11 protein-coding genes are annotated in these 14,068 nt (G+C 47.4%); 2 read left to right on the forward strand and 9 right to left on the reverse strand.

The window, feature by feature from the left end:
* Window positions 1–216 precede the first annotated feature (216 nt).
* From H8K52_RS13115 to H8K52_RS13135, 5 genes are all read right to left on the reverse strand, one after another.
* The gene (locus H8K52_RS13115) at window positions 217–810 is read right to left on the reverse strand and encodes a DUF4304 domain-containing protein (RefSeq protein ID WP_186923366.1); all 594 of its coding nucleotides are present in this window, start codon (window positions 808–810) and stop codon (window positions 217–219) included.
* A gap of 230 nt (window positions 811–1,040) precedes the next feature.
* Entirely contained in the window at window positions 1,041–1,808 is a 768-nt protein-coding gene (locus H8K52_RS13120; protein ID WP_186923367.1) for a class II glutamine amidotransferase, read from the reverse strand.
* A gap of 191 nt (window positions 1,809–1,999) precedes the next feature.
* A complete protein-coding gene (locus H8K52_RS13125; RefSeq protein WP_186923368.1) occupies window positions 2,000–3,613 on the reverse strand; it encodes a M20/M25/M40 family metallo-hydrolase in 1,614 nt (537 codons plus the stop codon).
* Between the two features lie 218 nt (window positions 3,614–3,831).
* A complete protein-coding gene (locus H8K52_RS13130) occupies window positions 3,832–5,955 on the reverse strand; it encodes a TonB-dependent receptor (protein WP_186923369.1) in 2,124 nt (707 codons plus the stop codon).
* A 244-nt stretch (window positions 5,956–6,199) separates the two neighbouring features.
* Entirely contained in the window at window positions 6,200–7,036 is an 837-nt protein-coding gene (locus H8K52_RS13135) for a D-hexose-6-phosphate mutarotase (protein WP_186923370.1), read from the reverse strand.
* A gap of 197 nt (window positions 7,037–7,233) precedes the next feature.
* On the opposite strand from H8K52_RS13135, the gene H8K52_RS13140 reads away from it, so the two are divergent.
* A complete protein-coding gene (locus H8K52_RS13140) occupies window positions 7,234–8,484 on the forward strand; it encodes a GIN domain-containing protein (protein WP_186923371.1) in 1,251 nt (416 codons plus the stop codon).
* A gap of 104 nt (window positions 8,485–8,588) precedes the next feature.
* Here H8K52_RS13140 and H8K52_RS13145 read toward each other — a convergent pair whose 3' ends face one another.
* Both H8K52_RS13145 and H8K52_RS13150 read right to left on the reverse strand, forming a co-directional pair.
* Window positions 8,589–8,996 (reverse strand): hypothetical protein, encoded by a 408-nt coding sequence (locus H8K52_RS13145; RefSeq protein ID WP_186923372.1) that lies wholly within the window; start codon window positions 8,994–8,996, stop codon window positions 8,589–8,591.
* Window positions 8,997–8,999: 3 nt separating this feature from the next.
* Complete coding sequence (locus H8K52_RS13150; protein WP_186923373.1) at window positions 9,000–9,995, reverse strand: TraB/GumN family protein; 996 nt, start codon at window positions 9,993–9,995, stop codon at window positions 9,000–9,002.
* Between the two features lie 620 nt (window positions 9,996–10,615).
* Here H8K52_RS13150 and H8K52_RS13155 point away from each other — a divergent pair.
* Window positions 10,616–12,169, forward strand: coding sequence for an amino acid permease (locus H8K52_RS13155; protein ID WP_186923374.1), 1,554 nt, complete (start codon window positions 10,616–10,618; stop codon window positions 12,167–12,169).
* Window positions 12,170–12,268: 99 nt separating this feature from the next.
* Here the strand turns inward: H8K52_RS13155 and H8K52_RS13160 are convergent, their stop codons facing one another.
* Together H8K52_RS13160 and H8K52_RS13165 are read right to left on the reverse strand one after the other, a co-directional pair.
* Window positions 12,269–12,874 (reverse strand): response regulator transcription factor, encoded by a 606-nt coding sequence (locus H8K52_RS13160; protein ID WP_186923375.1) that lies wholly within the window; start codon window positions 12,872–12,874, stop codon window positions 12,269–12,271.
* A gap of 36 nt (window positions 12,875–12,910) precedes the next feature.
* Complete coding sequence (locus H8K52_RS13165; protein WP_186923376.1) at window positions 12,911–14,029, reverse strand: sensor histidine kinase; 1,119 nt, start codon at window positions 14,027–14,029, stop codon at window positions 12,911–12,913.
* Window positions 14,030–14,068: the final 39 nt, after the last annotated feature.

Consider the following 14,068-nt stretch of genomic DNA (forward strand, 5'->3'; position numbering starts at 1 on the left):
TTGAAACCCAAGGGTGGGCTCGTCGTCCCATAGCAATTCCAAATAACTTTTACGCGGCAAACAATAGCAACGTAATCATTCAATTTTAACGGATTGGATGAACTGTTAAGATACAAGGTTGGGCTGATAAGCCCAACAATCGCTATTGTTTGATGAAAGATGTTGGGCTTATCAGCCCAACCTACGGGCTGGTGACAGAAGATTGGTTTGACAAGTTCACCGCCATATGGCTTTCTCCCGAGCTTCAAGAAAGCGGAGGGCATTCTCGTGCACAGCATTGCGCTTGGCTGTTTGCATGTAGTCGAATGCCTGCTGTTCGTGACCTAGTAGGCGAGACAAACCAACAATTGCTAGATATTGTGGATTATCTGTCACGGCTATATGGTGCTTGAGCAAAGCCTCCGGTGTTTCGACCGTTGAAAGTAGAGGTAGCGCTCCTCGTTCAGCGGCGCGGATGAGTTCTTTTGTAAGTGAACCTATGTCTGTACCAAGCGCAATGTTGTGCGTATGTTCAGGTGGTACGCACCAGGTGCCCAGTTCTATTGAGAGCAACGAAGGGCCTTCGCTTGGGCCTCGGTACGGGCGCTCGGGATAGATTAGCTCATGCCAACTTTTCGAGAAGACTTGAACGTCGATCCAGAAGATTGCATGCTCTTTGTTTCCGAAGCGACTAGCCCGCAAGTAGAAAGAATGCGTCAGGTCACCGAGGTCTCTATTGACCCAGTGCCCCTTCTTTTTAAAACCTAGAGGTTTGAGTGCGGTTGTATGCAATTCGATGAATAGCTTATCTCTGTCGATGAGTGCGTTCATTACGTGTGATGTCCTAGTTGACGACTATGCAAATTTAAAGCCTAACTTTAATTTAATTTGACAAAAATGAATATTAACTTGGGAATTAAATTAAGACAATTTGTTTCAACTCTCTCAAAACCCGCATGAACAGTACTTGACGCTGTTCATGTCGTGTGGAACCAAGATTTAAATTACCGACAAAAAGTGCAAATCACAGAACAACAAATTTCATCGGTAATCCAAAGATTCTAGCCAAGCACCCGCCCATCAACAAACACCTTTAACTCACCCGACTGCAAAGCCGTCCATTGCTCATTCGTAGTCAGTGGCTCGGTCACAATCACAGCGACTCGGTCTTGTGGTGTAGTGACCGCTGAGAAATCGACTGAGACATCTTCGTCGGATAAGGCGGCCGTATTGAATGGGTGTTGGCGTTCTATGTAGTGGAGTTTGGTGGAGCAATGTGCGAATAGAGCATTGCCGTTGGAGAGCATCATGTTGAAGGTGCCGTGGCTGGCGATGTCGTGGCAGATCTCGCTTAGGAATTCACGCAAGGCGCTTAGCTCTGGCGCTTGTGCTCCAAAGCGTGCGCGTAGGCTTTGCATCACGTAGCAAAAGGCGCGTTCGCTGTCGGTGCTGCCTATTGGTAGATAGCTGCCGTCGAGTTGGGGGTCGAAATTTTTTAGATCACCATTGTGCGCGAACACCCAATTGGTGCCCCAAGCTTCACGTACAAAGGGGTGGCAGTTTTCTAAAGCAATCACGCCTTGCGTGGCTTTGCGAATGTGGGCGATGACATTGGTGGATTTGATGGGGACGCGCTTGATCAATTCGGCGATCGGAGAGTCAATCGCAGCTTGATGATCGACGAAATGGCGCACGCCTTTGCCTTCAAAAAACGCGATGCCCCAACCATCTTTGTGCTCATCAGTACGACCGCCGCGCGTCGCAAAGCCTGTGAAACTAAACACGATATCGGTCGGGGTATTGCAATTCATTCCTAATAGTTGGCACATGGCTGGCAGTTTGCGGCGAGTCTTAGAGAGCGCTTACCTTAACACTGAAGTCTTGCAAAATGAAGGACACAGTGGCGATTTGCTTATGCGTTTTTTGCTCATGAATGTAAAAAAGCCAGTATGGTTTGCATACTGGCTTTTTGCACGCTTTGATAAGCGGATATAAGTGGATATAAGTGGATATAAGCGGATTATGGCGTTGCCGGTTTTGCTGGCTCTGGCGGCATAGGCTTACGTGGAATTAAGTCATCACGATTGGCTGTGTGCGCGACAAAATTGGCCATGATCATGGCGGCTTGCATCATGTCGCTTTTTTGCAGTTTGTCGTACACATCCATATTGCTGTGGTGGGTGCGGGCGAAATAATCCATCGGTTCTTGGATAAACTGGAAGCCAGGAACACCGACTGCGTCAAAACTGACGTGATCAGTGCTACCGGTTTTGCGCAGTGTGGAAGTCTTAGCGCCAAGATCGTGGAATGGTGCTAACCATGTATCAAAAATCACTTTGGCTGCAGCATTGTTTTCTGCGTAAATGCCTCGGATTTTGCCGCCACCATTATCGAGATTGTAGTAAGCAGAAATTTTGCCGTGCAATGGTTTTAACATCAATGGACCAGTAGGACGGCGCATGAAGCTAGGCAGATCTTTTTCTTTTGGATCTGTTGATTCAGGACGCGCAGCGACATTCTTGGTAATGAAATCACGTGAGCCCAACAAGCCTTGCTCTTCGCCGCCCCATAAGGCGATGCGAATCGTGCGGCGTGGTTTGAAGTTGATCGCTTTTAACAAACGCACAGCTTCCATTGCGACGGCAACACCAGCCGCGTTATCAGTCGCGCCTGTACCTGCATGCCAAGAATCTAAGTGACCACCGAGCATAACGATTTCATCTTTTTTATCCGTACCAGGAATGTCGGCAAACACGTTGATGGAGTTCGCTGGGTCTTCATCACCAAAATTCACGGCGACTTCGACTTCCACTTCGACGTCCTTTTTCTTTTCGATCAAGCGGAATACGCGGTTGTACTGCTCGGTAGACATCACCAATGCCGCTGGTCCGGTTGGCTCACCTTGTTTATACGAACCGCCACCTGCGACAAAAATCGTACCATCATCGCCACGCGATACATTCACCGTGGCGATCACGCCTTCTTCGGTCAAATAGGGATTGATTTTTTTGGCGAAGGCCATGCGTTTTGCAACATCAGCCATATCCATAGGCGGACGTCCCGATGCAGCACCCAGCTCCATATCTGCTAGGTCGTGCAATTCTTGTTCTGTATAACGCTTGGCATCTGGGGTGGTGTGTAACTTGGTCGGCGTCATGGCGTCGCGCATCAAAATCACGCCTTTTAGTTTGCCTTTCCACTTCGCCAGATCGTCGTCATTTTCTAATTTGGCGTAAACAACTTTGCCGCGTTTGACACCATCGGTGCCTGGCGTCCATGCTTTTGGGATCGCGACTAATTCTAATTTGGAAGGTGCCACCATGCGCATCGCGGCTTTTTCCAGAACCCAGCTACGACCGAATGGAGCGATACTGACCACTTGTGCGTTTTGCAAACCCCAATCTGTCAATTGTGTTTTGGTCCAATCACCAGCTTTTTTTAAGCTCGGTGAGCCCGTTAAACGTGGGCCGATTTCATCGGTCAGCACACTTAGGGTTTCCATAATCTTGGAGCGATTGGTTCCTTCATCACGAATCTTATTGACCAAAGTCAGATCAACTTTTTCATCTGCCGCGAAGGCAGGTAGGGTGGAGCTGACTAGCAGCGAACAGACCAGCAGGCTTATTAAACGCATCTTTTTTTTCCTTATATTGTTTAGAACCGATTTTCAAAATGAATGAGAAAAATTTTTCATCTAGCGAGGTTCTGATAAGTCAAAGTCGTAATTGGTTCCCTTCAACTCTACAATTTTCTGCTTTATTTATTGCTGCACTGCGTTAGCAAATAAAAAAAGCCCCACGATTTTCACCGTGGGGCTGAAGAGAAAGCGGAATTCAGGTTTAGCTATCTGACTTAAAATTTGACATGCACACCCAATCGAAGGGCGCGTGGCGAACCTGGAGTGATGTTGTTGTTACTGTGCGCAGCGGCATAGTAGGTTTTATCACTGAGATTTTCTACATTCAGTTGCAATTGAATTTGTTTATCCCATGCATAGTACACGGCAGCATCAACCCGCGTAAAGCCCGGCAAGATGACGGTGTTGTCAGTCGATGGATAAATTGCCCCACGATAAACAACACCAGCGGCCACTCCCCATTGCTGGTTGATGTCATAACGGTTCCATAAAGAAGCGCTGTGAGTTGGCACTTGCGCCAATGTCGCTCCGGCTTTCACGGTCGCCGACTGTGTGCGGGTGATTTTGGCATCTTGATAGGCATAACCACCCATGATGCTCCAAGCGGAATTAATTTTTCCACTGATTGCCAACTCTAGACCCTGTGTACGTTGACCGTCCACCAAGATGGTTTTTGTCGCGTCCAGCGGATCAGCAATCGCGACATTGCTACGATCTAATTGATAGATTGCCGCACTTAAACTCAAATCGGGTAACACATCCCACTTGGCACCGAGTTCAAAGTTTTTGAATTTTTCTGGATCGAGCGCCTTATTGCTAGCGGTCAACGACGATAACTGCTCACCAGAACGCGGCACGAACGCCAAACTGTAGCTGGCGTACAAAGACATGTCGGTCACAGGCTTATAGACCAAACCAGCGCGTGGGGATAATGGGGTGTCCGTCGTTGTAATCGTTTCGTTGTTGCGATTATTTTTAAAATCCATACCGAAATGATCGTAGCGCAAACCAACTATCGCCTGCCATTCTGGTGAAAATTCAATTTGATCTTGCGCATAGACGGCAACGGTTTTTGCCACGCTGTGATTATTCGCATCAGTCGCCGATTGGCGGAAAGTCACGCCATCCGTGTATGGCTTATTGAGAGCCACATTGATACTAGTCGCATTCACACCGACGCTAGGGAAATAGCCAGTTTGACGTAAATTGTCGGTGGTTTGCTGACCTACTTCCAAACCTGTCAGGATCTTGTGCTTAACGCCCGCTGCATGTAAATCAAATGTCAGATCAGTTTGATTGAAGAAATTTTTACGTTGGGTATCGGTGTTATAGGCGCTCAGGGATACCGTGGTCGCAGTCGCATTCACCGCTCCTGGAAACACATTTTGATAAAACTTGTCGTAATCCGCAAAACGACTACGGTTACGCAAGCTCATGCCGTTGCCAAGATCATGTTCGATCAATGCCGTGAACGCATCAACCTTGGCCGATGTTGGACTCAAGGCACTATTCCCAAAAAACACATTATTGGCAACTGCCAGAGGCTTGCCTTGATAAGACGGGATGCCACGATCGGCAACGCGCTCATCACTGAAATGTTCATAACCCAGCACCACGCTGGTGTTTGCACCGGCACGGATCGCCAGCGTAGGATTAATGCCTGAGCGTTTGATATTCACACCGTCACGGAAACTGTCAGAATTTTCCACCATGCCAGTCACTCGGAACGCCATGCTCTGATCAATCGCTTGACCCAGATCGACGGTGGCACGACGATTATTCCAAGAACCGATGGTCACAGAGACATCACGCACCGGCGTCCACTGCGCCTGTTTGGTCACGCGATTGATAATGCCACCCGAACCGCCACGACCAAAGATCATCGCGTTCGAGCCTTTCAGAGCTTCAACGCTCTCGATATTGTAGAAGTCACGGTAGTATTGAACGTCATCGCGTATGCCATCAACAAAGAAATCGCTAGTCGATGCATTACCACGAAACACTGCCGTATCACGATTGCCTTCGCCTTGCGCGGTGACTACACCCGGCACATAACGAATCGCATCAGCCATGCTTTGCATCGCCTGATCTTTCATCAATTCTTTGGTGATCACCGTGATTGCCTGCGGCGTATCGCGCAATAAGGTATCGGTTTTGGTGGCGGTGGTGCTGATCTTCGTAGCGTACTTCTGCTCAGCGGCACCGACAACCTGAACTTCTGGCAATTTCGTCTCTTGTTGCGAGTTGGTCGTGGTACTTTGCGCCAAGCTTGGCGCACTGATTAAAGCCAATAAGGCAGGTAAAGTCGCTAAAGCGAATCTTGAAGTCGTGCGTTGCATATAATTCTCAAAAAATAATTAAGCCGTTGGAATCTGTCTGCATTGGCTAAGGCTAGCAATGAGGGGACAATCGTTTAGGCTCAATTATAAATGCGAATTATTATCATTTGCAATCAAATGGATAAAATGACTTGTTACAAATCAAGGAAATACATCGGTTCAAAAAATTAGAAAGCGCTTTACAGACATCCACAAAGCGCTCTTTACTCACGATAAAACCAATTTGGATAACAAAAATACAGATCTATATCGCAACAGGTTCGGAGGCCACGACACTCATCAATTGCATACCAGACCAAACCTGACCAGGAGCCAAACGAATCGGCTGCATAATCGATGCGGCTTCCACACATAACATGCGACGATAACCGTCAGCTTCCAAGTCGCTCAATTGTGCGCCTTTGTCTGCCCCTGGATTCCACACCACGGCGTCGTTAAAACCCGACTGACGAATTTGCACGACTTGCTGCGGCTGCTCAATCGCGATGTCGGCAATCACATCGGCATAGATTCTGTCGATTTCGCTGCTGATAGTCAGTGGCTCTTCAGTCTGATGGCAATGCTCTTGCCCGCTAACCGTATCACGGTATTCCAATCCGGCTAAGCCATGTACCCGCGTTTTCTGAATATCGTCAACTTGAAAATACGTATGCAAGGCACAATGGAAACTCAATTCAGTATCACCATTATTTACGACCGAAAAATCAAGCTGCAAACTTTGCTCCGCCACCGTCACGACTAATTCCGCACGAAATACATGCGGCCAGAGTTGCAAACTGGCTATGCTCTCTTGCAATTCAAAAACCGCCTGTGCAGCGCCCTGCTCTAGTTGACCAGAACGAACCAAACGCCAAATGGCGGTGCGGGCGAAACCATGCTTAGGAAGTGGACCCAAATTGGAAAATTGCGGAAAAACGACTGGGACTCCACCGCGAATTGCAGCACCATCACGAAATTCCGAGGTGCGACTGAGGAAAAGTTGTTCATTCCCATTTGCTGGTTTCCATGAACAAACATGGGCGCCATGGGTAACTATCTCGGCACTTGCGCCGTCTCTTGCTTGCAATATGACTTTATCCATGAAGCTCAAACTTTCTGCTGAAACAGCGTATCGATGATGTTTAGTGGCCGTATTTTATCGCTTCTCCACCTTCAAATTGACCATTGAGGCAGTGATTTTTGCATTCTGTCGTTAACCGCAGGCGCCAGCAATATCGTTCAAGTAAACTACAAGCATAGAAATTCCAATGACTTATCACTTTTTATTCGGGGGCGAACATGTTTAAGAAAATAGCAATCGCAACAGCAGTTGCATCGACAATGCTAGTTAGCTTAGCTGGCTGTGAGATCAGCATCAATGACGACAGCATCAAAGGCAGCGGCAAGATCATTACTGAACAGCGTGACGCGAGCAGCTTTGATAGCATCAGCAATCACTCACCGTTTGATATTGAATTGGTGGTCGATGGAAAAAATAGTGTGGTCGTTGAAGGCGATGATAATTTCGTCAAAGAAGTCGAAACCGTGGTCGAGGGCAATACTCTGGTGATTCGCAATAAGCGCAAAGGTAGTTTTCACTTCTCCTGGAAGAATAATCCAACCACCGTCAAGATCAGCACAGCCGCATTAAACAAAGTTCTCAATACCGGTAGTGGCGATATGCGCTTGCGTCAGATAAAAAATGAAAAACTAGACATTACCAATGAAGGTTCTGGTGATATTGATGTTGCAGGTTCTAGCGTGGAATTGAATTTTCATGCCAGTGGTAGCGGTGATGTCAGTCTGCGTCAACTCAATACCAAAAAAGTGACGATAGAAATGAACGGTTCTGGCGATACTGAGTTTGGCGAAGTAATGCAAAGCCTGAACGCCAAATTAACTGGCAGTGGTGACTTACATGTCGCCAAATTACAAAGCGAACAAACCACTTTAAGCATTGATGGCTCTGGCGGCATTAGCTTACGCGGCATGTCTAAAAATCTGGAAGTGGAAATGTCTGGCTCTGGCGATTTATCCGTCGATGAAATTCAGGCAGACAATACAACGATCAATATGTCTGGCCCTGGCGAAGTCAGCTTGGCTGGTGAAACCAAGACACTCAAACTCAGAGTCAGTGGTTCTGGCAGCGTTGATGCTTCACGTTTAAAAGTTGGCGATGCCGATATCCGCAATTCTGGACCTGCTGATTTACAGTTCAAATCACTGACAGGTAAGATCATCATCGATACTTCTGGCTCTGGGGATATCGAAGCGGATCTGGCTTCCGCTGATACCATCGAGATCAATTCGGATGGCCCAGGCAGCGTCACTTTGCATGGCATGGGCAAAAAACTGAATGCCAGTTTGAACGGTTCCGGCGACTTGCATGCGAGTGAATTATTACTCGAACTCGCCTCTGTCAAAGTCAACGGCCCAAGCGAAGCGCATGTGAATGTCAAAGCCTCTGGCGCTGAATCCGCTAAAGAAACGACGATTAAAAACGGCTCGCGTCGTGTCACCATCGATAGAAATGGCGTTGTACAGCAGTAAGCGCTGCAGAGAACTGATCGATCATGAAAAAACGGCAATCAAATGATGATCAGTTCATGATTGCCGTTTTTTCGTCTCCCTACCTTATGCCTTGCTTGGTGCCCTTAGCGATGCAAGCGGTAGATATGCTTCACCACCAAGCGACTACTGGCGATTAGGGGATTTAAGCCCATCAGTAATTGCATTAACACATGCTGCGGCAAGAGCCAGATTTGCCCTTTAGGCGGCGCGACGTTGGTACAAGCGCTGATCACTGGCGCGACCCATGTCGCCTCTTCGGTTACATCTAATAAAACATCACCATCCGAGTTAGTGTGAAAATAAATCTCACCCCCATGCGTTAAGTTCAGGCAAATTCCCTGCCCTTGCGCCATTTGCTGCGCCCCCTGATCGCCGATCAACTTTTGCAACTCTTGATTATGTAATTCCATCCAGCCTTCAAGCTCGGCTGGTGTTTCTAACATGACCCAAGGGTGATTGCCTTGGGTATTTTGTTCTTCTATAGGAGTCATGTACTATCGAACTTGCTGAACTTGCAAGCCTTGTTGCTTTAATAAATTAATGAGATTGTGATCGCCAGCCAGATGCCCTGAGCTGATCACGATGAAGAGTTTTTTGCCAGCGCGCATTAGATCATGAATTTTCTGCGCCATCGCAGGATTTCTCTCGTCCATCAGCTTTTGCATAATTTTTTTCGAGCCAATATCTTTATTACCTTCTTCCAACAAAATCTTGCTCAAGCCTTCGGCGTCAGCGGCACGCCAAGTTTCTGATAAACGAGCAAACTCTTTTTTTACTTCCCCTTTTTGAAATGAATCCAAGGTGTTGGCCAACAAGGCATCAGACTCGGCATCACTTAGATTCGCTAAAACATCAGCTTGAAATTGCACGCTTTCTAAAGCCATCAAGGATTTTTTATCTTTCTTTGCCGCATGAATGAAATGCAAATCGATACCATGTTCTGGGTCGTATCCTAATTGCTGCCCCACACTGACCGTCAAACCCATCGCCACCATCACCGGATGATATTGCTGAAACTGGTCAAGCAGATCGCCGGTCATCGCCTTGAGCGTCTTCCAAGTCGGCGCACTTAAGTGATTTTCTAACTTATCTGGTGGGCTATACGTTAATTTAGCGGCGGTTGCCTTGTTGGCGACCTCATCGGTGATATCGGCTTCGACTACGACCGTGTCTGCCTGCGCATATGCCTTGCGTACTGGCGTGGATAAAGGATAGAAGTCAGCTTTGGCAACATGAATTGAACCGTATAGATACGCGATGTTTTTGGCTTTTTTCCCTGTGCCAGCTGGCGTACCATCCGGAGCTAAGCTAATCGCGTACAGCAGCCCACTTACTTTGGCGGGACTTTTTGTGCGAGATTTGGCGGATTTTTCAATATCTTTATTCTGTGCTGGCTGCGCAAGCGCCGCTTGTGGGAGGCTAAGGCTAAATGCGGCCGTCAAGCTGAATGCCAAGATTTTAGAATTTAGGCAGAGTCGAAAATTTTGCATGATATGTCTATACAGTTAAGAATCATTGATCGCTAGATAAAATATAGCGCAACACACGGCTGCAGCGCGAATCAATATACACGAAATTTCTGCAGGGCAAAGTCAACATCCTTGACTACCCGATCAAAGGCTGATTTGGCGTTTTTGGTGGCAAGTACCAAGCCGCTTATACCTTTGGCGTTGAAATTGCCGTTATCAGCAGCGACTATTTCCACAAGGAAATTTAGGGCTTTAGGGAACTAAAGGTCACTTGACCTATCGAAAACGCGCCCCTGAAAATCAGGCTGTATTGTTTTAGGAAGAGGCACTACCACATTCTGGAGAATTGTTGCTATGCAGTGCAGAAATTTTGTTTGAAACGTGGGTAAAAGGCCGTTTTTGGCGTTTTTTCTCTTTACTGTTTAGCCATAAATCGCTATGTTACGCTGGTTTACAAAAATAGATCCTCTTCGATCGCTTCTCATTTAGCAAGATTAGGAATAAGAAATTCAATTATTATATTTGCCTTAAGGAAATATTATGTCTTTTGAACGTGTGGAGTTACCGGGTCAAGTATTGACTTCGGTAGAAGGTATGGCCGTCAGAGCCCAAGAAAAAAGAAATATCAATGAGGTGGCAGCATGATTGACTGGCGCGTAAAATCACTAGACGCCATTTTGGCAACGGCAGAAAAAAAATCTCTGCATCGCACTTTAGGTGCATTTCAACTCACTATGCTAGGTATTGGTGCCATTATTGGTACCGGTATTTTTGTCTTGACTGCCGCAGCCGCACAAAAAGCTGGCCCTGGCATGATGTACTCTTTCATTATCGCGGGCTTCGTCTGCGCAGTTGCTGCACTTTGCTACTCTGAATTGGTTGCCATGGCACCTGTGTCTGGCTCGGCTTACACCTATACCTATGCCGTTATGGGTGAGGTGATGGCTTGGACCGTCGGGTGGGCCTTGGTCCTTGAGTATGCCGTCGCCGCTGCCGCCGTTTGTGTCGGCTGGTCAGGGTATGTGATGGGCTTGATTCAAAAAGCAACGGGATTTGTCCTACCTGAAGCACTAAGCCATGGCCCTGCCTGGTCGATTGTTGCTGGTATGCCTTCAGTTGATTTCAGTCATGGCGTTGTGAATGTCCCTGCGATCATCGTGGCTCTGGTGATTACGATGTTGCTAGTGAAGGGTACTAGCGAAAGCGCGAAAGTTAACTCCATATTGGTCGCGGTAAAAGTGTCGGCATTGTCTGCTTTCATCGTGATCACTCTGCCGATGATCAGTGGTGACAATTTCACACCTATGTTGCCAAATGGTTGGTTTGGCACTCAAGGTAGTGGTGTGGGTGTGGTTGGTGCTGCAGCGTCTATCTTCTTCGCCTATGTCGGTTTTGATGCAGTCTCTACTGCGGCTGAAGAAACCAAAAATCCACAACGTAATGTTCCTATCGGTTTGATTGGCTCCTTAGGTATTTGCACGATTTTCTACATGTTGGTAGCTGCTGGCGTCGTCGGCTCTGTTGGCGCGCAACCAATCACGTCAATTACTGGTGCAGTTTTGTCTCCAGATTCCGCTGAATTTGTGATGCGTTGTAAAGAGCTGGCATCTGCTGGCAGTGCTCCTATCGTTTGTTCCCACGAAGCTTTGGCTGAAGTATTGAGCAAATTGCACTACGATCAAGTATCTAAATTAGTCGGCCTCGCAGCAAGTATCGCTTTGCCTAGCGTTATCTTGATGATGATCTTCGGACAAACACGTATTTTCTTCGTGATGGCACGTGATGGTCTGTTGCCAGAAAAATTGGCTGATATTCATCCTAAATGGAAGACACCATGGTTGATGACGATCGTTACTGGTATTTTTGTTGCGATCGCTGCAGCGTTCTTCCCAGTCGGTCAGTTAGCGGATATCTCGAATTCAGGTACCTTGTTCGCATTCTTCATGGTGGCGATTGCTGTTCTGGTCTTGCGCAAAACTGATCCTAACCGTGCTCGTCCATTTAAGACACCAGTTGTTTGGTTGGTAGCACCAATGGCGGCTGGTGGTTGTTTGTTCTTGTTCTTCAGTTTGCCAACCATCGCCCAATTGGTATTGCCAATCTGGGGTAGCGTAGGTATGGTCATCTACGTCTTATACAGCCGCAAGCATTCCCATTTGGGCAAAGCCATTGCAGCAGAAGCTGCTAAGAAGTAAGCAATAAGAAATAGCAGATTCAAGAACGTTGATTCTTTGAGTTTGACGAAAAAAGCGGCGCAATATAAAAATTGCGCCGCTTTTTTTATGCCTTAAGATTTACAACCATCCCTCATCCCGCGCCATACGAAATGCTTCTACCCGATTCTTGGCGTTGAGCTTGCTGATAGCTTCCGACAAGTAGTTACGCACTGTACCCTCGGATAAATGCATCAATTTTGCAATTTCTATGCTGGTCGAACCAGTGCCGGCCAAACGTAACACTTGCCGCTCGCGCTCACTTAAGGGGTCTTGTTGTCCGCTCCAACTCTCCATCGCCAATTCAGGCGCAATCGCGCGACCACCACCATGCACCGTTCGGATTGCTTTCGCGAGATCTTCGGCGGGTGAATCCTTTAACATATAGCCACGCACACCGCTCGACATCGCCCGCCGCAAATAACCTGAGCGTGCAAAGGTCGTTAATACGATAACTTTGATCGGCAACTTTTGTTCCGCAATTTCAGCGGCCAATTCCAGGCCCGTCATCAACGGCATCTCGATGTCGGTTACCAAGACGTCTGGCTGCATCGTCTGGCATAAAGCTAAACCTTCTTTGCCATTTTTCGCCAGACCCAGAACATCGATATCACCCTCAAGTTTCAACAGGGCAGCAAGTGCACCGGACACTAGCGCCTGATCTTCAGCCAGCACAATTTTGATCATATACACTTTCAGAATTCAAAGAAAATTTAAACCTACTCAAACCATACCCTGCATGGGAATGTGGATAGTGATCGCAACGCCATGGTCGATGGAAATCGTCATTTCTCCTCCCATCGCCCGTACTCGCTCACGCATCCCGGTTAAGCCATTGCCTTTTTGGATAGTTGGCAGACTCTTGGCGTCCACATTGCCATTATCCGCAAAGTGAAAGCAAAGCCGTTGCTCCTGCAAGCTGAGCGAGAAGTCAACCATCGTCGCATTGGAGTGCCGAATAATGTTGGTGACCGCCTCTCGCAAAGCAAGGGCGATAATATTTTCAATCGCGGGTGGCAATTGCACAGTTTCGACCTCTGCCTGCAACTCAACTTCTGCAGAGGCCAAAGTATTTTTCGCACCGCGTAATTCATGGGCAAGCCCAGTATCACGATATCCCAAAACAGCCGAGCGAACTTCAGTCAATGCCTGGCGTGCCGTATTTTCGATATCCACGATTTCCTTCTGGCAGGCAACTTGATCTTTATCGAATAATTTCCTAGCCAGCTCAGCTTTTAACGTGATCACCGATAGGGTATGTCCCAACAAATCATGTAAGTCACGTGCTATACGTTCACGTTCTGCCAACGCTGCAAGGTGTTCTATCTCTTCTTGTTTTCTAAAGATTTTTTCATTGGCTCGCCCTAGCTGTTCACCGATGATAGCGCCCATCGCACTAGGTATGCTAAAGATCACGGCGGGAATCCAAAAATAGCTTGGGAACCGAAACACATAGCTTGCCAAGGCGGCTGTCGCTAAGACCAAAAATAAACCCAGATAGGCGTCTTGTTTTCGTTCGAAGCGCGAACACATGGTCGCGGCAAAAATAACGAAACTCGATCCGCCAAAATTAAAATTGGCCCACCCAAAACCGAGTCCTGCGATCGCAGCAATACACAGCGCAACGCGCCAGCCATGGCCCCAAAAACTGTAGAAGTAGAGTGGCAAAAAAATGATCACGCTCAGCACAATCAAGATCACTTCCCGCAAACTCGGTACCTCGTAGAGATACTTCCAGCCAAAAATGACGAACGATAGCATCCAAAAATAAGGCGCTTTTCCGTAGCGACTGGGAATCCACGGAGAGGTCCATAGCTTTCCTAGCACTGCTGTAAATGTCATAGCTTATCCTCGTAAATTAACAACACAATGTCCTTGCCT

The sequence above is a fragment of the Affinundibacterium seohonense genome, assembly GCF_014284305.1.
Classification (GTDB): Bacteria; Pseudomonadota; Gammaproteobacteria; order Burkholderiales; family Burkholderiaceae_D; genus Undibacterium; species Undibacterium seohonense.

Bases quoted from the DNA above. Each gene is read 5' to 3' on its own strand.
- H8K52_RS13115 (WP_186923366.1), bottom strand. From the start codon at position 810: ATGAACGCACTCATCGACAGAGATAAGCTATTCATCGAATTGCATACA.
- H8K52_RS13120 (WP_186923367.1), bottom strand. From the start codon at position 1,808: ATGTGCCAACTATTAGGAATGAATTGCAATACCCCGACCGATATCGTG.
- H8K52_RS13125 (WP_186923368.1), bottom strand. From the start codon at position 3,613: ATGCGTTTAATAAGCCTGCTGGTCTGTTCGCTGCTAGTCAGCTCCACC.
- H8K52_RS13130 (WP_186923369.1), bottom strand. From the start codon at position 5,955: ATGCAACGCACGACTTCAAGATTCGCTTTAGCGACTTTACCTGCCTTA.
- H8K52_RS13135 (WP_186923370.1), bottom strand. From the start codon at position 7,036: ATGGATAAAGTCATATTGCAAGCAAGAGACGGCGCAAGTGCCGAGATA.
- H8K52_RS13140 (WP_186923371.1), top strand. From the start codon at position 7,234: ATGTTTAAGAAAATAGCAATCGCAACAGCAGTTGCATCGACAATGCTA.
- H8K52_RS13145 (WP_186923372.1), bottom strand. From the start codon at position 8,996: ATGACTCCTATAGAAGAACAAAATACCCAAGGCAATCACCCTTGGGTC.
- H8K52_RS13150 (WP_186923373.1), bottom strand. From the start codon at position 9,995: ATGCAAAATTTTCGACTCTGCCTAAATTCTAAAATCTTGGCATTCAGC.
- H8K52_RS13155 (WP_186923374.1), top strand. From the start codon at position 10,616: ATGATTGACTGGCGCGTAAAATCACTAGACGCCATTTTGGCAACGGCA.
- H8K52_RS13160 (WP_186923375.1), bottom strand. From the start codon at position 12,874: ATGATCAAAATTGTGCTGGCTGAAGATCAGGCGCTAGTGTCCGGTGCA.
- H8K52_RS13165 (WP_186923376.1), bottom strand. From the start codon at position 14,029: ATGACATTTACAGCAGTGCTAGGAAAGCTATGGACCTCTCCGTGGATT.